The sequence below is a fragment of the Prevotella jejuni genome (assembly GCF_900187995.1).
Taxonomy (GTDB): domain Bacteria; phylum Bacteroidota; class Bacteroidia; order Bacteroidales; family Bacteroidaceae; genus Prevotella; species Prevotella jejuni.
Window position 1 is genome coordinate 1 of sequence record NZ_FZNZ01000012.1, and the last position, 17,868, is coordinate 17,868.

The following is a 17,868-nucleotide window of genomic DNA, read 5'->3' on the forward strand; positions in this document are numbered from 1 at the left end:
GTAATCATATAATTTCATAAAAGCAATTGATACAACACTAAATAACAAAGGTTTAATATCTTATACACATTCAAAGCCATCTTCATTCTGCCCCTTATCCACCCTTTGTGTTTGTGTCATTCTGTCTATGTAAGAGCTTTCAGTCACTCTATGTCATTATGTCAGAGAACATTAAAAGTGTTTTTCCTTCTGTACCCTCCGTCTTCGTGCAATTTGTGTAATTCGTAGTTCTGTGTTGATAGTTGTTTAGTATAGTCCATACCATTTTTGGAGTTCTTTAGAAATTTGGACTAATAATGACTCGCCTAAGCTTAAGTCTCTGATGAAATGTCACATAGAGAAAAGGACAGTACGGAGAGTCGCAAATTCGACAAACTGTTATTTTCTATCTATTTGTTAGGGTGGGAAACTTTAGTAAGTAACTTTAAAAGGTTCTTTCTGCCTCACGAGTGTCATTCAAAACCTTTCGTTATAGGGGACAGAAGAGTTTGTAAAAGAGTAAGAAAGTATTACACCGTGACGGGCTAAGTATGCTCTATGTGGTTGTATGATATCCCTTAAAAATAAGTTCGTAATATGCAATAAATCAATATGTTATAAATCGCGTTAGAGAAGACGCCCTTCTTGCCCCAAGAAGGGCGTCTTCTATGTGCAAGAGGGGCATATTCTTTATCGTTGTTAGGCCTCTTCTTGACTTAAGTTCGGCCTCTTCTCGGATGAAAGAGAGAATAGTTAGTGAAATATCTTTACATTTTCTACCTATATATTTAGTATTTCATCCCCTTTTATCAGCAGTCTTATAGAGATAAACTCACATTCTATTCTTTGCATCATGCGCAGAGTGACTGGAGGTGAGGTTGCCTTTATAGGGCTAATAAGACTCATGGGGTAAATAAGGCCGATAGGGGAGAAGCGGGATAATACTACCCGTAGAAGAAGATTGATAAGGGTTAGTAAGTGGGTAGAAGGTGCAAAATGATGTTAAAAATAACGTGCAGTCGCTTGCGATATAAGTTTCTTTTTATATCTTTGCAAATAAGAATAATGGTTTAGCAAGATTTAGATAAGAAAGATTGTAAAGACGATTAATCTGTAAAAGCATTGCAAGTGGATGTGATGCCGACAGTTTATACGGTATAAAAATATAATTGTAGAATTTAATAAAGAGTAAAGAATTATGGCAACAGTTTATGATTTTAATTTGAAGGACAAGAAGGGTAATGAGGTAAGTCTTGAGACATATAAGGGTAAGGTACTCCTTATAGTAAACACAGCTACGGGTTGTGGCTTCACTCCACAGTATGAGGAGTTGGAGGCAATGTACCGCAGTCTGAAAGAGAAGGGTCTTGAGATTCTTGATATTCCATGTGACCAGTTCGGCCATCAGGCTCCAGGTACAGACGAGGAGATTCACGAGTTCTGTACAGCAAAGTTTGGAACTGACTTCCCACAGTTCAAGAAGAGTGATGTGAACGGTGCTAACGAGCTCCCTCTTTACACATGGTTGAAGAGCGAGAAGGGCTATGCTGGTGGCGCATACGAGGAGAAATTGGCTGCTATAATGGAAGACCTTTATAACAAGGTAAACACAGAGCCTCGTAAGCAGAACGACATTCAGTGGAACTTCACCAAGTTCCTCATTAACCGCAATGGCGAGGTTGTTGCACGCTTCGAGCCTACAGTAGACCTCAAGGAGGTTCAGAAGGCTGTGGAGGCTGAGCTCTAATCAATAGCTGATAAGTAAGTTTTAATAGTTCCTTGTGGGACAATCTTTTAGGAGTTGAAGGTTTTAGTGGGGTTAAGCCATTACTGTTTCTTTTCGGAGGGCAGCAATGCAAGGATATGAAAGGTATCGGCTTAACCCCTACTAATTCCTTTCGCTCCTTTTTCATTAGGACAATTTGGAGTGAGAATGGCTATAGATATAGAGGCGTTTCGCAAAGAAGTCTATGAGGTTGTGGCGTCTATTCCGAGCGGTTGCGTACTGAGTTATGGGCAGATAGCGTGGCTTGTTGGCTGTCCCCGACATACTCGTTTGGTGGGGAGGATGCTTCATGGCGTATCTGAAACCGAACATTTGCCATGTCATCGAGTCGTAAATAGTAGTGGACGTACGGCTCCTTGCTGGGAAGAACAGCGTGGGCTTTTAGAGGCAGAAGGGATTACTTTCCGTCCAAACGGCTGTGTAGATATGAAGAAATGTCAATGGAAACTGGAAGAATAAGACTGTTGTGGTCTTTTTTTCATTTGTAGCATACAACCTTATATAAAGTGATAGTTATGAGCGTAAAGCTCTTTCTTTTTGATTTAAGTCCGTCATTCCTTTGTTAACTGAAATAAAAGCATTAATTTTGTAGGCATAAAAAGAAAAGCAAATGCAGGCAATGATTTTTGCAGCCGGACTCGGTACCCGTTTGAAACCGCTTACTGACACAATGCCAAAAGCGTTGGTAAGGGTGGGAGGTGCGCCACTGCTTGAGCATGTAATCAGGAGATTAATAGGTGCTGGATGCAGTCGTATGGTTGTCAATGTACATCATTTTGCAAACCTGATAACAGACTATTTGGATGCACACCACTATGGTGTGGATATCTATGTGTCTGATGAAACAGAGCAGCTCCTTGACACCGGTGGTGGTATCAAGCGAGCTGCTTCGCTTTTTAATCGGCAATTACCAGTGTTGATACACAATGTTGATATATTAAGTAATGTGGATTTAGCGGCTTTCTATCGCCATGCTTTGGAGATAAAGGCCGATGCCTTACTACTGGTAAGCCGTCGTGTGACGCAACGTTACTTGATATTCGATAGCAATATGCGCTTAGTAGGATGGACGAATGTGGCTACAGGCGAGGTAAAATCACCTCATGACGAGATACGTCAGCTACATTTTGTATCACCGACAGAGGCTGAAAGTTCTTATTTTCAGCATAGTTGCTACCTCTGTGCCTTCTCTGGTATTCACGTGTTAGCACCTTCTGCGGTACAAGCTGTTGAGGCTGTTGATGAGGATAAGTTCCCAATTATGGAGTTCTACCTTAACAACTGTGACAGACTGGATATCCGTGGAGAGTTGAAGACCGACCTCCATCTGCTTGATGTAGGCAAACTCAACAGTTTACAAGCTGCTGAAGACTTTATAGTAAATTCAGAGTATCGAAGCTCCAAGACGGAGAACTGATATTTTTTTAATACATTCATTTACATGCAACAGAAGATTATCATTTTGGATTTCGGCTCACAAACGACCCAGCTTATAGGTCGTCGTGTACGTGAGTTGGATACCTTCTGCGAGATCCTTCCTTACAACAAGTTCCCGAAGGACGACCCCTCTGTGATTGGTGTTATCCTTTCTGGTTCACCTTACTCCGTACATGATCCAGAGGCGTTTAAGGTAGATCTCAGTCAATTTATCGGTAAGATACCTGTCCTTGGCATCTGTTATGGGGCACAGTACATCTCTCATTCAAATGGAGGTAAGGTTGAACAGACTGGTACACGTGAGTATGGTCGTGCCAACTTAGAGCATATCGACCTTAACAACCGCCTTTTTGCAGGCTTTGAGAAAGGCTCGCAAGTATGGATGAGTCACGGTGATACGATTACTGCAATCCCAGAGGATTACGACATTATAGCTTCTACAGGCGACGTTAAGTATGCTGCCTTTGCATCAAAGACACAGCCAGTATGGGCAGTACAGTTCCATCCAGAGGTTTACCACTCATTGCAGGGTAAGCAGCTGTTGAAGAACTTCGTTGTGAATATCTGTGGTAGCAAGCAGGAGTGGAGTGCAGCTTCATTCGTAGAGAGTGCTGTTCAGGAGATTCGAGAGCAGGTGGGTAATGACCGTGTTATCCTTGGTCTTTCTGGTGGTGTTGACTCTTCTGTTTGTGCAGTATTGCTCAATAAGGCTATCGGCAAGAACCTTACTTGTATCTTCGTAGACCACGGTATGCTCCGTAAGAACGAGTTTACAAAGGTGATGGAAGCCTATAAGGGACTCGGACTGAACGTTATCGGCGTTGATGCATCAGAACAGTTCTTTAAGGATTTAGCTGGTGTTACCGACCCAGAGCAGAAGCGTAAGATTATTGGTCGTGACTTCGTTGAGGTATTTAATGCTGAGGCAAAGAAGATTACTGATGCTAAGTGGCTCGCACAGGGTACTATCTACCCAGACCGTATTGAGAGTCTTAGCATTACAGGTATGGTAATCAAGAGTCATCATAATGTAGGTGGACTTCCAGAGGAGATGCATCTTCAGCTTTGTGAGCCGCTCCGCTGGCTCTTTAAGGACGAGGTTCGCCGTGTAGGTTATGAGCTTGGAATGCCAGAACGTCTTATCAAGCGTCATCCATTCCCAGGTCCTGGTCTTGCTGTTCGTATCTTAGGTGACATCACACGGGATAAGGTGCGTATCCTTCAAGATGCTGATGACATCTATATCGAGAAGATGCACAACTATACTATGCCAGATGGTACAAGTCTTTACGACCATGTTTGGCAGGCTGGTACAGTGTTGCTCTCTACCATTCGTTCCGTGGGAGTGATGGGTGATGAGCGTACTTACGAGCATCCTGTTGCGCTCCGTGCTGTTACGTCAATGGACGCAATGACAGCAGACTGGGCCCACCTCCCTTACGATTTCATGGCAGATGTGTCTAATGAAATCATTCGCAAGGTGAAAGGAGTTAACCGCGTATGTTACGATATCTCCTCAAAACCACCTTCAACAATCGAGTGGGAGTAAGATAGAAAATAATTAAAATAAAAGGATAGGGGCGCAGTTGCGTCCCTATTTCTTTTTATACTACATTATATAAGGGTATGAACGAGCAAAGAGAATGATGTTTAGAAAGGTGGATTTTATCGTTTATTACGTTGGTAATCAGTCTGTAAACTGATGTTGAGATTACTGGAAAATGATATAGCATACCCTTGACAGCGAATTTCTTTTCATGAAGAAAAATATTGTTTGTCGTGAAAAGAAACATTTCTTATCATGAAAATAATTCGGAGAGAACGTTTGGTTAGTTGAATGGCGAGTGAAAGTTATACTCTTTTGCAAGCTGTTTAGGCTATTATAGAAGGCCAATATAAGGAAGAAAACGAGGTAGGAATGAAGTCTTTCGACGATATCAAGGAGTAGAGATAAGCGTTAGGGCCAAAAAAAAAAGTCCGAAGACTCGTATTGAATCTTCGGACTGATTATATCTGTTTATCAGATAGTTGCTTACTTGTTCTTCAGCAAGTCACGAATCTCAGAGAGCAGTTTCTCCTCGTTAGTTGGCTCTGGGTCTGGTGCAGGAGCAGCTGGTTCCTCCTCTTTCTTCTTAGAAAGCTTGTTGATAGCCTTAACCATTAAGAACACACAGAAAGCAATGATGAAGAAATTAAGTAATGTCTGTAAGAAATTACCATAGTTGATGGTAGCTGGTGCAGGAGCAGTCACACCAGGGATCTCTACTGCAGGCAGCGTCCATTTTAAGTCTGAGAAATTAACGCCACCGATAAGCCATCCGATAGGAGGCATGATGATGTCGTCTACAATAGATGAAACAATCTTGCCGAATGCACCACCGATAATTACACCGACAGCCATATCAACTGCGTTACCCTTTACTGCGAATTCCTTGAATTCTTGAATAAGTTTGCTCATAATAAATGTTGTTGTTAATTTAATTGTTTGTCTTGCGTGCTAATACTAATACCCTTTCTTTTGTTATATAGACTTTGCAATCTTGGTTTAATGTATTGCATAGAATTGCCTATGTGTGCGAAACGAGTTATTTTTTATAATATTTAATACGCTAAGCGACTGCAAAAATAAAAAAAAAATTGTATCTTTGCAATCGTAACAGATAAAATGTTTCAATCGAAAGGTAAAAGAATTTAGTTTTTATACACTTTTATAAATAAATTAAAGTAAAATGGTAAATGTAGCTATTAACGGCTTTGGCCGTATTGGTCGTCTCGCATTCCGTCAGATGTTCGAGGCTGAAGGTTATGAGGTTGTTGCAATTAACGACTTGACAAGTCCTAAGATGCTTGCTCATCTGTTGAAGTATGATACTGCTCAGGGTGGCTTTGCTGGTAAGTTCGGTGAGGGTAAGCACACTGTAGAGGCTACTGAGGATTCTATCATCGTAGATGGTAAAGAGATCAAGATCTCTGCTGAGAAGGACGCTGCTAACTGCCCATGGGCTGCTAACAACGTAGACGTAGTTCTCGAGTGTACAGGTTTCTATACATCTAAGGAGAAGGCTTCTGCTCACCTCCAGGCTGGTGCTAAGAAGGTAGTTATCTCTGCTCCTGCAGGTAACGACCTCCCAACAGTTGTTTTCAACACAAACCACAAGACTTTGAAGGCTGAGGATACAGTTATTTCTGCAGCTTCTTGTACAACAAACTGCTTGGCTCCTATGGCTGCTGCATTGAACGCATACGCTCCAATCCAGTCTGGTATCATGTCAACAATCCACGCTTACACTGGCGACCAGATGATTCTTGACGGTCCACAGCGCAAGGGTGACCTCCGTCGTTCACGTGCAGGTGCTTGCAACATCGTTCCTAACTCAACTGGTGCTGCTAAGGCTATCGGTCTTGTAATACCTGAGTTGAACGGTAAGTTGATCGGTTCTGCACAGCGCGTTCCAACTCCAACAGGTTCTACAACTATCCTCGTTGCTGTTGTTAAGGGCAAGGATGTTACTGTTGAGGGTATCAACGCTGCTATGAAGGCTGCTTCAAACGAGAGCTTTGGTTATACTGAGGATCAGATCGTTTCTTCTGATATCATCGGTATGCGTTTCGGTTCTTTGTTCGATGCAACTCAGACTATGGTAAGCAAGATCAGCGATGACTGCTATCAGGTTCAGGTTGTTTCTTGGTACGACAATGAGAACTCTTACACTTCTCAGATGGTTCGTACAATCAAGTACTTCGCTGAGTTGAAGTAATACCAACCGAAAGGTCATCTGCAATCCTCTCTTGCGTAGAGAGTGGTTGACGGATAAAATAATAGTCCCTGTCAGCTTGCTGGCAGGGATTTTTTTGTTATCTTTGTGACATGAAGAACGAGTTTACAGGTGAGAGTACTGTTGTTGGCACTGCTTCCGACAAGCGTATGATAACCATTCTTGGACCTACAGCATCGGGAAAGACCGACCTTGCTGCACATTTAGCAGCTCGGCTCAATGCTGAAATTATCAGTGCTGACAGTCGTCAGGTCTATCGTGGCATGGATATCGGCACGGGTAAAGACTTGGCTGATTACACGGTTGCAGGACAGGCAATACCTTATCACCTTATAGATATATGTGAACCAGGAACGAAGTATAATCTCTTTCGCTATCAGCAGGATTTCCTTGATAGTTATGAGGATATACGGAGTAAGGGAGTGCTGCCCATTCTCTGCGGTGGTACTGGCCTTTATATTGAAGCAGTACTGAAGGGGTATAGCCTGTCACCGGTGCCGCAGAACCCTGAACTCCGTAAAGCGTTAGAAGACAAGACACTTGAGGAACTGACCACGATGTTAGTTGAGTTGAAGGAAAAAAATCATTCTGTCATGCACAACAAGACGGATGTAGACTCTTGTCAGCGGGCTATTCGTGCGATTGAGATAGAGACCTATAATCTAACTAAGCCAACGGAGGAACGACAATGTCCGCCAATAGACTCATTAATAATAGGTGTAGACATCGACCGTGAGGCACGAAGAAAGAAGATAACCACCCGTCTGAAAGCTCGTCTTAAAGAGGGAATGGTTGAAGAGATAGAAGGATTACTAAAGCAGGGCATACCTGCTGATGACCTTATCTATTATGGTTTGGAATATAAGTATGTGACAGAATATCTCATAGGGAGGCTGTCTTACGACGAAATGTTCCGACAGTTAGAGATAGCCATACATCAGTTTGCTAAACGACAGATGACGTGGTTTCGTGGTATGGAGCGTCGTGGATTTACAATCCATTGGGTCAATGCTGCGCAAAAGATGGAAGATAAAGTAGAAGAAATTATAAAGTTATGGTAGAGGAAGGAAGATGGGGGATTATTTATTGCCCTAAAAACGGATTGCTTAGTAGCCCAGAAAAACGCTGGGAACATACAGAACGCTGTCTACTATCGCATGGTATAGAGTTTGATATGGTGCAGAGTGAGAACCCACGAAGCGTAGATCGGTTGGTGCGTATGCTGGTTAGTAATGGCTACAAAACTATTATCATCTATGGTGGAGACTCAGCATTGAATGATGCGGTCAACTATCTCATGCTGTTAGAGCCAGAAGAGCGGGATAAGATCACGTTGGGTGTTATCCCGAATGGCGTGTTGAATGACTTTGCCCACTTCTGGGGTTTTGACGAGTCACACGTGGAGCAGACGATTAAGTGGCTCAAGCAGAAGCGTGTAAGACGAGTGGATATTGGCTGTATTCGCTATGAGAATAAGAAGAATGAGCGTTGTCGTCGATATTTCCTCAACTGTGTGAACATAGGTATGGTGGCTAATATCATGAGTATGCGTCGTCGTATGCGCCATCTCTTTGTGTCGCGTACAATCTCCTTCATCCTTTCTTGTATCCTACTTCTCTTCCAACGGATTGACTATTTGATGTCGTTAAAGATTAATACAGATACTATCAAGCAACGACTGATGACGGTCTGTATAGGAAACGCTCAAGGATATGGACAGACACCGAATGCTGTTCCTTATAATGGGTTGCTCGATGTCTCCATTGTATCGCAACCAAAGATGTGGCAAGCAATAGAGGGTATGTATCTTTTGTTGAGGGATAAGATACTAAATCATCGTAATGTCTTACCTTATCGTACGCAGGAGTTGAGCGTACAGTTATCGGAACACACACCAGTAAGTGTTGACGGACGACTCTTAAATGGTACTCCTGTCGGCACATTCACGATTGGCGTAGAAAAAGAAGTTATCAATTTCCTCATTCCAGATTAGTCTTTTGAGGGGCTACTGGGTTGTTGAGGGCTTTCGTACTACAGATTGTTTCTCCCGTAGGGCGGCTCTGTCTGTGACGAATTACCTGCGATATTCCGTGAGAGATAATCGCTGAGAAGGCTCTATAAGAATACTGATAGAGGGAGAAAGAATACTGAGCATATTGGAAGAAATTGTAAGAATATTTCAGTAATTGTGCTCCTCTCTATTTGGAAAGGGGCCGAGCAAGAGAACAGAAAACACCCTTCTACGTTCAAGAACACGCCCTTCTTGCACGTAGAAGAGCCTTTTCTTGATGCAAGAAAGGCATACTCTATAATTCAGCTTGTAATGTGCTGGTTTGTTGCAGGTTATAAACTTTGTTTTAAGAAATGTTCGACTGCTTTGTAGAGGGAGCTTGATTGATTGTGTTGTAAATATATTTCACTGTTCTAATGGCTCTTCTGATGTGTGGATTGGAATGTTTATTGTTCTGCTGAAATATGGAGTGATAAACTAAAACTCTTATATCATAAGGCACACAGAGTTACGGAGAGGACAGAGGTAAATGCAATAACACGGAGGTGCCGATGGCACAAAGAGCAACGGAGGTGTAGTGTATAGATTTCTGATAACTTTTGAAATAAATGCTCTGGGTATAGAATCTCTGAAAAAACAGGCAACCTATCTCCGTCGCTCCACGCACCGACGGTGCCTCCGTGACTACCGATGATGTGTTTTGATACCCCTCCGTATTCTCCATTTCTCTGTGTGACATTTTGTTAGAGACCTAAGTTTAGGCGAATCATTATCATTCCAAAAATCTGAAGAACCATGTTTATCACATCACTTGAAAAGAGGAATGAGTGAGTGGGAGGCTTCTGTACAACAGGTGTGGATGGTTTGCCAATATGACACAGGGGTGTGGCGTTGATGCAGTTAAGTAGTGATTATTCTACAATCTACTATTGTGACTCATGCAGTCTTTTGTTATTTAAAATCTTATACAATACCCCAAGCGAATAAGGTTTACTTGTTGGAGCGTGATGGTATTTGTCAATGCGATAGGAGATGGTCTAATTAGTCTAAATCCATTCAAGCCCAGAAGAACTGGTTGATAGCAAAAATAATTTTGCTGTCATTCCTGTCATACTTAGTAAGAGGCTAACAGGTTAGTTGTCAATGAGTTCTATGGAAATGTTAAAATGACAGCAAAATGAAAATAAAAAAAACTTGTTATTTGCGTAGTTTTATTCTTCAAATACCGTAAAGTTTAATCACTCCAAAACATAGGAAACAACTAATATTTCCAGAGAGAATAATGGGCAGCAAACAAGAGGAAGATTTTATCGAACATTAATAATTGAAAATATTATCTTACTTTATGGTGTCATTATGAAAAATATTTGTATCTTTGGAGTGCCGAACGGCAAAGTCTGTAAAGACTTCTACCAAAGGACAATTAAAAACCAAACAATAAACCTTAAAAGACATGAGCTACTTAAAATTTGAAAAAGCTCTGATGACCAATCTTCAAGATTCGCTTCCCAGAGAGTTATTGCGAACAAATCGCTCTGGTGCCTACTCTTGTTCGACGATTGTTGATTGTAACACACGCAAGTACCATGGCCTGCTTGTAGTACCAGTTCCTGAATTGGACGATGAAAACCATGTACTTCTTAGTTCTCTCGACCCTACCGTCATTCAGCATGGTGCCGCTTTCAATTTGGGTTTGCATAAGTATCAGGGCAATAACTTTAGTCCGCAAGGGCATAAGTATATCCGTGAGTTCGACTGTGATACTGTGCCTACTACGCTTTATAGAGTAGGTGGTGTCTTATTAAAGAAAGAGGTTGTCTTTCAGCACTATGAAGACCGTATCTTAATTCGTTACACCTTGTTAGAGGCACATTCAAAGACTACCTTGCAGTTCCGTCCATTCCTTGCGTTCCGCAGTGTGCGCCAGTTTACCCATGAGAATGGTGCTGCCAACCGCTCGTATGAGGTTGTCGACAATGGAATCAGCACTTGTATGTATGCTGGTTATCCATCGCTTTATATGCAGTTCTCTAAGAAGAATGAGTTTCACTTTGAACCTTACTGGTATCGTGGATTGGAATATCCGAAGGAGCAGGAGCGTGGTTACGCTTCTAATGAGGACCTTTATGTTCCTGGCTACTTTGAGATGAATATCAGCAAAGGCGAGAGTATTGTCTTTGCAGCATCTACAGCAGAGTGTCACCCATCAACGTTGAAGAGTCTGTTTGATAAGGAGGTGGAGTCTCGTAGTCCACGTGATAATTTCTTCCATTGCCTTGTCAATGCTGCCCATCAGTTCCATAACCGTTCGAAGAAAGATGAACGTTATATCCTTGCTGGTTATCCATGGTTTAAGTGTCGTGCTCGCGACCAGTTCATTGCTTTGCCAGGACTGACCTTGAGTATCGAAGAACAAGATTACTTCGAACTCGTGATGCAGACGGCAGCAAAGGGTTTACGTGAGTTTATGGAGGATAAACCAGTCAGCGTGGAGATATACGAGATGGATAAACCTGATGTTCCGCTCTGGTGTGTATGGGCAATACAACAGTATGCTAAGGAAGCTGGCAAGGTGCGTTGTAGAGAACTATACATGGATTTGATACGTGATATTGTTGATTATCTTCTTGCAAGTAAGCACCCTAACCTCACTTTAGACGAGAATGGATTGCTTTATGCAGATGCGAAAGGAGAAGCGATAACATGGATGAACTCCATGAACAATGGTCAGCCGGTTGTTCCTCGCTCTGGATATATCGTTGAGTTTAATGCTCTTTGGTATAACACGCTGCGTTTTACGGCCTCTATGGAGAGGGAATGTGGCAATGAAGAGCGTGCAATAGAGTTAGAGGCACTTGCTGAGAAATGTAAGGCTTCATTCGTTGAGACATTCCTCAATGAATATGGCTACCTTTATGATTATGTTGATGGTAAGATGATAGACTGGAGTGTACGCCCTAATATGGTGTTCGCTGTGGCACTTGACTATTCTCCACTTGACCAGAAGCAGAAAAGGGGAGTGTTAGATGTATGTACACGAGAGTTGCTTACGCCAAAGGGATTGCGTTCGCTTTCTCCAAAGAGTGGTGGATACAATCCGATGTACACGGGTCCACAGAGTCAGCGTGACCTTGCCTATCACCAAGGGACAGCTTGGCCGTGGTTGGGTGGCTTTTATCTTGAAGCCTGCTTGAAGCTTTACAAGCAGACACGTCTGAGCTTTGTAGAACGCCAGTTGGTAGGTTATGAAGACGAGATGATTAACCATTGTCTCAGTACACTACCTGAGCTCTTCGATGGCAATCCACCGTTTAATGGGCGTGGAGCAATCTCCTTTGCCATGAACGTAGCCGAAGTGCTTCGTACGTTAGAATTACTTGAGAAGTTTAAGTTTTAAGAGGAGGGACTAATATGAAAGTTTTAATGTTTGGATGGGAGTATCCTCCTCATGTATATGGCGGTTTAGCAACTGCTAACTTTGGTATTTCAGAAGGTCTGCATGCGCAGGGCGATGTTGAGACTATCCTCTGCTTGCCACATCCTTTTGGTGATGAAGACCATACATACGCTGAGATTGTGGCAATGAATCATGTGCCAATCGCTTATCGTGAACTTGGCTATGATTATGTGAAGGAACGTCTTGGTAATATTATGTCGCCAGAACTTTACTTCAAGTTGCGTGAGCACATCTATGCCGATTTCAATTATATGAACGTCAACGACCTTGGTGCAATGGATTTTGCGGGAGGTTATCCTGCTAATCTACATGAAGAGATTAATAATTATTCGATTATTGCTGGTGTAGTTGCACGTACATACGATTTCGATATTATCCATGCACACGACTGGTTGACATATCCTGCTGGTATTCATGCTAAGCGTGTGTCTGGTAAACCATTGTGTATTCATGTGCATGCAACCGATTTCGACCGCTCACGTGGTAATGTTAATCCAACCGTATATGGTATAGAAAAGGATGGTATGGACAATGCTGATTGCATTATGTGTGTGTCAGAACTTACACGCCAGACGGTAATAAATCAGTATCATCAGGATCCACGTAAAGTGTTTACGGTTCATAATGCCGTTTATCCATTAGCAAAGGATATTGCAGATATGCCACGTCCAGACCATAAGGGTAAGGAGAAGGTTGTAACATTCCTTGGTCGTTTGACGATGCAGAAAGGACCAGAATACTTTGTTGAGGCTGCCAATATGGTACTTCATCGTACACGTAATGTTCGTTTCTGTATGGCAGGTTCAGGCGATATGATGGATCAGATGATTTATCTTGCCGCTGAACGAGGTATTGCCGATCGTTTCCACTTCCCCGGTTTTATGAGAGGAAGTCAGGTTTATGAGTGCTTGAAGGCATCTGATGTCTATGTGATGCCATCAGTAAGTGAGCCTTTCGGAATCTCTCCTTTGGAAGCAATGCAGTGCGGTACACCAAGTATCATCTCAAAACAAAGCGGTTGTGCGGAAATTCTCAACAACTGTATTAAGGTAGACTATTGGGACATTCATGCGCTTGCCGATGCAATCTACTCTATTTGTCACAATGAGAGCTTCTTCGATTACCTCTCTCAAGAGGGTAAACGAGAGGTTGACCAGATAACATGGGAGAAGGTTGGTGCGTGGATTCGTGAACTTTACCTTCGAACCTTGGGTTGGCAGTAAAAGCCATGAGAGTACTAATAACCTTTTTAAAACTAAAACAAAAAGATAATGAAAACAATCTGTTTATATTTCGAGATACATCAGGTAGTTCACCTGAAACGCTACCGCTTCTTTGATATTGGTACCGACCATTATTATTATGACGATTTCGAGAACGAGCGTTCGGTATCAGAAATCGCCGAGAGAAGCTATATGCCAGCTTTGGACACGCTGTTGCAGATGATTAAAGACAATGGTAAAGCATTTAAGGTAGCTTTTTCACTTTCGGGTGTAGGTATTGAACAACTTGAGATGCATGCCCCACAGGTACTTGATAAGCTGCAGGAACTAAACAATACTGGCTGTGTAGAATTTCTTGCAGAGCCTTATTCTCATGGTTTGGCATCATTGGCTAACGAGGAAAGCTTTAAGTCTGAAGTAAAGCGTCAGGCTAAAAAGATTAAGGAATATTTTGGGCAAACACCAAAGGTATTGCGTAACTCCTCGCTTATCTATAGTGACGACATTGGCTTGATAGCTTCTCAGATGGGCTTCAAGGGAATGTTGACAGAGGGTGCAAAACACGTCTTGGGATGGAAGAGTCCACATTATGTATATAATTGTGCGCTTGCTCCTAACCTGAAACTTTTGTTGCGTGATGTAAAATTGAGTGATGATATCTCATTGCGTTTCAACAATTCAGATTGGGATGGTTACCCTTTGTTTGCTGATACATATATGGCACAGATTGCAGCACTCCCAGAGGAGGAGCAGGTAATCGGTATCTTTATGAACCTTTCAGCACTTGGTATCGAGCAGCCATTGTCAAGTAATATCCTTGAGTTCTTTAAAGCATTGCCAGCTTGCGCTAAACAGCGTGGCATTACTTTCTCAACTCCAACAGAGATTTGTATGAAGTTGAAGAGTGTTGACAACCTCTATGTACCAGACACATTGAGCTGGATGGACGAAGAGCGTGATGTCAGCACTTGGTTGGGTAATCCAATGCAGCGTGAAGCTTTCAACAAGTTGTATAGTATTGCTGATCGTGTACGTATTGCTAACGACCCACGTATCAATCAAGACTGGGACTATTTGCAGGCAAGTGACAACTTCCGCTTTATGTCAACCAAACCTTCACGTGTTGGAATGGATCGTGGTATCTATGATAGTCCATTTGATGCCTTCACCAATTATATGAATATTCTTGGTGACTTCTTGAATCGTGTTAATACACTTTATCCTGCTGATATTGATAATGAGGAGTTGAATAGCTTGCTTACCACTATCCGCAACCAAGGCGATGAGATTGAAATGAGAACTAATGATATTAGTAATCTTCAAGCAAAGGTTGACAAATTGGAAGTTGAAGGTGATAAACTCCGTGCGCAGTTAGAGAAGAAATCGTCAGCGAAGAAGGCTACTACATCAAAGACTGCAGCAAAGAAACCTGTCAAGAAAGTTTCTGCTAAAAAAGCTGTAAAGGCTGTTGCTGAAGAAGTGAAAGCTAAGTAAGTCTTTTATAACAATACGTTTAACGCTCATATAGCAAACTGGTGAATCTATCAGCTGTGCTATATGAGTGTTTTTTTGTATCTTCTAAGTCTGGCATAAGTGATAAAAAGAGACCTAAAATCTCTTTTCCTCTATGCCTTCTGTTTGTCTTTGTGCCTTTATGTCTATATACATGCTTTCTACTAAACGACGTCTATCTATTCTCCTGTTAATTTAATAATTTTAGTTTATTCTATAATTTTTCTGAAGTTTTCTTTGCCGTTTTAATATCTTTTATTACTTTTGCAGCCGAAACAGAGAATAACGATAATGATTCAGATAATAAATATTAAAACCACAACGAACAGCGCCTTTTACAATAAAGGAGTTGTTTCTGTCGTGCCTGTAGCTGAATCATTAAGTACTGAGAGTAAAAAAGATGAAAGAAATACTGCAAAATATTTGGTAGTTCCAAATATTTGTATACTCTCTCTCTCTCTCTCTCTCTCTCTCTAGTAGAGCAGGCGTAAACTACACATTTTTTTCTTCTCGCATACGCGCGCGAGTCGCGCCGTGCAACCCCTGTAAACAAAGGACTTTTTGGAGTTTCCTTTGTTCTTTTTTTTGTGTTCCTACGTAAACGAAATAAGAAGAAATTAAGCACAAAGTAATAACTATTTTAATTAATAAAACAATGGAGAAAAAGAAATTAAAAAGGGTATATGAACGTCCCGAATGTAATGTTCATGGACTTGAACTCGAAAACTTTATTTGTACATCGGTATACCCCAATGCTCCACAGACTAACGAGACTGGCTGGGAAAATGGTGGAGAAGTTGATGGTGGAACAATTGAATTCTAGCAATTAGCGAGTAATAACAATTAAAAGAAAAAACAATGAATAAAAATATTTTTAAGGTATCGCTTTCTACGCTTGTATTTAGTCTAGTTACTTGCTTTGTCTTATCAAGCTGTAGTAATAGCGAAGACTTAGCAGACGGCGCAACGCCACAGAATGGCATGGAGCGTGTCTCATTTACGATTGCTGAAAAAGACTACGAGACAGTAGTGGGTGCTACTGGTACGCGTGCAGCTGCCCAACCACAAACAGAGGTACAGGATTTGGGTGACGGCTGGACTGCAGAGGTAAGTCTAGTGCCTGATACTACTCATAGTGTAGCACCGAAAGTTGCAACACGTGCTATATATGGATCAAGTCACTATACAATTCAGGCTTACCAAGGTGGAGTTTTGAAGGGACAGCTCAAGGGTACGTTTAATAATTCAACCTTTACCCCTGACACTGGTGATGAAGGCTATATCGTTCTTCCTCATGGAACTTACGACTTTGTTTGCTTCAATGATAAGGTTTCTGCTAATGGCACACAATATAGCGTTAATCGTGCAGATGCTAGTACAGCTCGCTTTGCTGTAAAGCGTGGCGTTGTTATCAATCAAGACCCTAAGCAGTATGTAGCTTTTGAGATGAAGCATGTTGGGTCTATGGTAACTTTTAATCTTGCTTTTGTGAATTGTCCTATAACGGGGGAATACTATTCAGTAATGCAGCCAGGTATTTCGTATGTTGGCTGGGGGGATTACAAGCCGGAGAAACCTGCAGAGCGTTTAAAATACACAATAGAAACTGCACCTAATAAAATTCCTGAGAAAGAGGTTTATAACTTTTCAATGGATAATTATAGTTATCCGGTTATGGGAAAAGAGGATTTATCTGTAAATGTAGAAGGAAGAAATACGGCATATAGTTATGGAATCTTTTGGGTAGGAAGTAAGCTTGGAATCTATAATAATGCGACTTTAAGTTATTATCTTCCGACAAGTGATTGTGGAGACTTTAAATTAACTTTCACTTTTGGTGAGATTTATGGGCAAAGTTTGGTTGGTAAAAGCATTACTGTCCCTACGCATAAGCTGGTTGAGGCAAATAAGAGATATAATGTGAAGATAAAGCTCCGAATGTCTAAGAATATGTATTTGTTTAAAGATGGAACGGCAGGTTTCTTAGCTGATAATCCTAGCAAAACACCTATTGGAGTAGTCATAGATCCTTATGCCCACCTAGCAGTAGCATTAAAAGATGCAGATGATGGAGGAACTCCTCCTGTTTGGTCTTATTCAAGTACACAAGAGAGTTATTCTCCAGTACAAAGTTTTGACGACTTATTCAATAATGGGGGTATGAACTATAGTAATATATCTTCATCCAACCCAGCAAGGGAACTTGCTAGAGACTATTATCAAACGGTAGGATTTGGCGGCAGTTCTAGTGCTGTTATTGGTGTCGATAAAGTATGGTATATTCCAACAGTCGTCGAATTCTTAAACATGGGCAATGTTTTGGGAGAGTTAGAATATACAGCTCCTACAGGTGACCCTTCGAGCTTTTTTGCAGGTGCACCACTAAATATTTTAAAGAGCATAAACATGACCCGCTTTAATAAGGCTTTTACGGATGCAGGCGGGACGCCTCCAACTAATAATGCTTATTGGATGAATACCGAGTGTAAAGGGAATGGTACATATTATCCTCAAGTTCAAGTTTCTCTAGGAAGTACTAGTTGTAATTTAAGAGCAGAATTTAAGAGTGTCACAGGTAAAGTAAGACCATTCATTAAGTATTAAGTATTAAGAAAAAGAGAAAAGCTAATACTTTTGGTGCTAATGAAATTCTTCCTTGTTCCGCGAAAATTTCTTCCTTGGAGAAA

14 protein-coding genes are annotated in these 17,868 nt (G+C 41.5%); 13 read left to right on the forward strand and 1 reads right to left on the reverse strand.

Annotated elements, in window-relative coordinates:
• Positions 1-1,177: 1,177 nt before the first annotated feature.
• The 4 genes from CHB62_RS05765 (at position 1,178) to guaA (ending at position 4,751) form a co-directional block, all read left to right on the forward strand.
• Positions 1,178-1,726 carry a glutathione peroxidase gene (locus CHB62_RS05765; protein WP_089366058.1) on the forward strand — a complete coding sequence of 183 codons (549 nt, stop codon included), beginning with the start codon at positions 1,178-1,180 and terminating at the stop codon, positions 1,724-1,726.
• A gap of 186 nt (positions 1,727-1,912) precedes the next feature.
• Positions 1,913-2,224 carry an MGMT family protein gene (locus CHB62_RS05770; protein WP_089366059.1) on the forward strand — a complete coding sequence of 104 codons (312 nt, stop codon included), beginning with the start codon at positions 1,913-1,915 and terminating at the stop codon, positions 2,222-2,224.
• 151 nt (positions 2,225-2,375) lie between these two features.
• Positions 2,376-3,182, forward strand: coding sequence for a sugar phosphate nucleotidyltransferase (locus CHB62_RS05775; RefSeq protein WP_089366060.1), 807 nt, complete (start codon positions 2,376-2,378; stop codon positions 3,180-3,182).
• A gap of 24 nt (positions 3,183-3,206) precedes the next feature.
• Entirely contained in the window at positions 3,207-4,751 is a 1,545-nt protein-coding gene (guaA, locus tag CHB62_RS05780) for a glutamine-hydrolyzing GMP synthase (RefSeq protein ID WP_089366061.1), read from the forward strand.
• 483 nt (positions 4,752-5,234) lie between these two features.
• Here the strand turns inward: guaA and mscL are convergent, their stop codons facing one another.
• The gene (mscL, locus tag CHB62_RS05785; RefSeq protein ID WP_009011833.1) at positions 5,235-5,660 is read right to left on the reverse strand and encodes a large-conductance mechanosensitive channel protein MscL; all 426 of its coding nucleotides are present in this window, start codon (positions 5,658-5,660) and stop codon (positions 5,235-5,237) included.
• 271 nt (positions 5,661-5,931) lie between these two features.
• On the opposite strand from mscL, the gene gap reads away from it, so the two are divergent.
• The 9 genes from gap (at position 5,932) to CHB62_RS05835 (ending at position 17,785) form a co-directional block, all read left to right on the forward strand.
• Positions 5,932-6,960 (forward strand): type I glyceraldehyde-3-phosphate dehydrogenase, encoded by a 1,029-nt coding sequence (gene gap / locus CHB62_RS05790; RefSeq protein ID WP_089366062.1) that lies wholly within the window; start codon positions 5,932-5,934, stop codon positions 6,958-6,960.
• 110 nt (positions 6,961-7,070) lie between these two features.
• Positions 7,071-8,039, forward strand: a complete 969-nt coding sequence (gene miaA / locus CHB62_RS05795) for a tRNA (adenosine(37)-N6)-dimethylallyltransferase MiaA (protein ID WP_089366063.1) — start codon at positions 7,071-7,073, stop codon at positions 8,037-8,039.
• Entirely contained in the window at positions 8,033-8,971 is a 939-nt protein-coding gene (locus CHB62_RS05800; RefSeq protein WP_089366064.1) for a diacylglycerol/lipid kinase family protein, read from the forward strand. Before miaA ends, CHB62_RS05800 begins: the two co-directional genes overlap by 7 nt.
• Positions 8,972-10,442: 1,471 nt before the next feature.
• Positions 10,443-12,386, forward strand: coding sequence for a glycogen debranching enzyme N-terminal domain-containing protein (locus CHB62_RS05810; protein ID WP_089366066.1), 1,944 nt, complete (start codon positions 10,443-10,445; stop codon positions 12,384-12,386).
• Between the two features lie 14 nt (positions 12,387-12,400).
• On the forward strand, positions 12,401-13,669 hold the full coding sequence (locus tag CHB62_RS05815; protein ID WP_089366067.1) for a glycosyltransferase family 4 protein: 1,269 nt from the start codon (positions 12,401-12,403) through the stop codon (positions 13,667-13,669).
• Between the two features lie 48 nt (positions 13,670-13,717).
• On the forward strand, positions 13,718-15,163 hold the full coding sequence (locus CHB62_RS05820; protein ID WP_089366068.1) for a glycoside hydrolase family 57 protein: 1,446 nt from the start codon (positions 13,718-13,720) through the stop codon (positions 15,161-15,163).
• A 309-nt stretch (positions 15,164-15,472) separates the two neighbouring features.
• The gene (locus CHB62_RS05825; protein WP_089366069.1) at positions 15,473-15,658 is read left to right on the forward strand and encodes a hypothetical protein; all 186 of its coding nucleotides are present in this window, start codon (positions 15,473-15,475) and stop codon (positions 15,656-15,658) included.
• A 178-nt stretch (positions 15,659-15,836) separates the two neighbouring features.
• Positions 15,837-16,004, forward strand: coding sequence for a fatty-acid--CoA ligase (locus tag CHB62_RS05830; RefSeq protein ID WP_089366070.1), 168 nt, complete (start codon positions 15,837-15,839; stop codon positions 16,002-16,004).
• Positions 16,005-16,039: 35 nt separating this feature from the next.
• Positions 16,040-17,785, forward strand: a complete 1,746-nt coding sequence (locus CHB62_RS05835) for a hypothetical protein (protein WP_089366071.1) — start codon at positions 16,040-16,042, stop codon at positions 17,783-17,785.
• The last annotated feature ends 83 nt before the right edge of the window (positions 17,786-17,868 follow it).

Bases quoted from the DNA above. Each gene is read 5' to 3' on its own strand.
- CHB62_RS05810 (WP_089366066.1), top strand. From the start codon at position 10,443: ATGAGCTACTTAAAATTTGAAAAAGCTCTGATGACCAATCTTCAAGAT.
- miaA (WP_089366063.1), top strand. From the start codon at position 7,071: ATGAAGAACGAGTTTACAGGTGAGAGTACTGTTGTTGGCACTGCTTCC.
- CHB62_RS05770 (WP_089366059.1), top strand. From the start codon at position 1,913: ATGGCTATAGATATAGAGGCGTTTCGCAAAGAAGTCTATGAGGTTGTG.
- CHB62_RS05815 (WP_089366067.1), top strand. From the start codon at position 12,401: ATGAAAGTTTTAATGTTTGGATGGGAGTATCCTCCTCATGTATATGGC.
- guaA (WP_089366061.1), top strand. From the start codon at position 3,207: ATGCAACAGAAGATTATCATTTTGGATTTCGGCTCACAAACGACCCAG.
- mscL (WP_009011833.1), bottom strand. From the start codon at position 5,660: ATGAGCAAACTTATTCAAGAATTCAAGGAATTCGCAGTAAAGGGTAAC.
- gap (WP_089366062.1), top strand. From the start codon at position 5,932: ATGGTAAATGTAGCTATTAACGGCTTTGGCCGTATTGGTCGTCTCGCA.
- CHB62_RS05830 (WP_089366070.1), top strand. From the start codon at position 15,837: ATGGAGAAAAAGAAATTAAAAAGGGTATATGAACGTCCCGAATGTAAT.
- CHB62_RS05825 (WP_089366069.1), top strand. From the start codon at position 15,473: ATGATTCAGATAATAAATATTAAAACCACAACGAACAGCGCCTTTTAC.
- CHB62_RS05835 (WP_089366071.1), top strand. From the start codon at position 16,040: ATGAATAAAAATATTTTTAAGGTATCGCTTTCTACGCTTGTATTTAGT.
- CHB62_RS05820 (WP_089366068.1), top strand. From the start codon at position 13,718: ATGAAAACAATCTGTTTATATTTCGAGATACATCAGGTAGTTCACCTG.
- CHB62_RS05775 (WP_089366060.1), top strand. From the start codon at position 2,376: ATGCAGGCAATGATTTTTGCAGCCGGACTCGGTACCCGTTTGAAACCG.
- CHB62_RS05765 (WP_089366058.1), top strand. From the start codon at position 1,178: ATGGCAACAGTTTATGATTTTAATTTGAAGGACAAGAAGGGTAATGAG.
- CHB62_RS05800 (WP_089366064.1), top strand. From the start codon at position 8,033: ATGGTAGAGGAAGGAAGATGGGGGATTATTTATTGCCCTAAAAACGGA.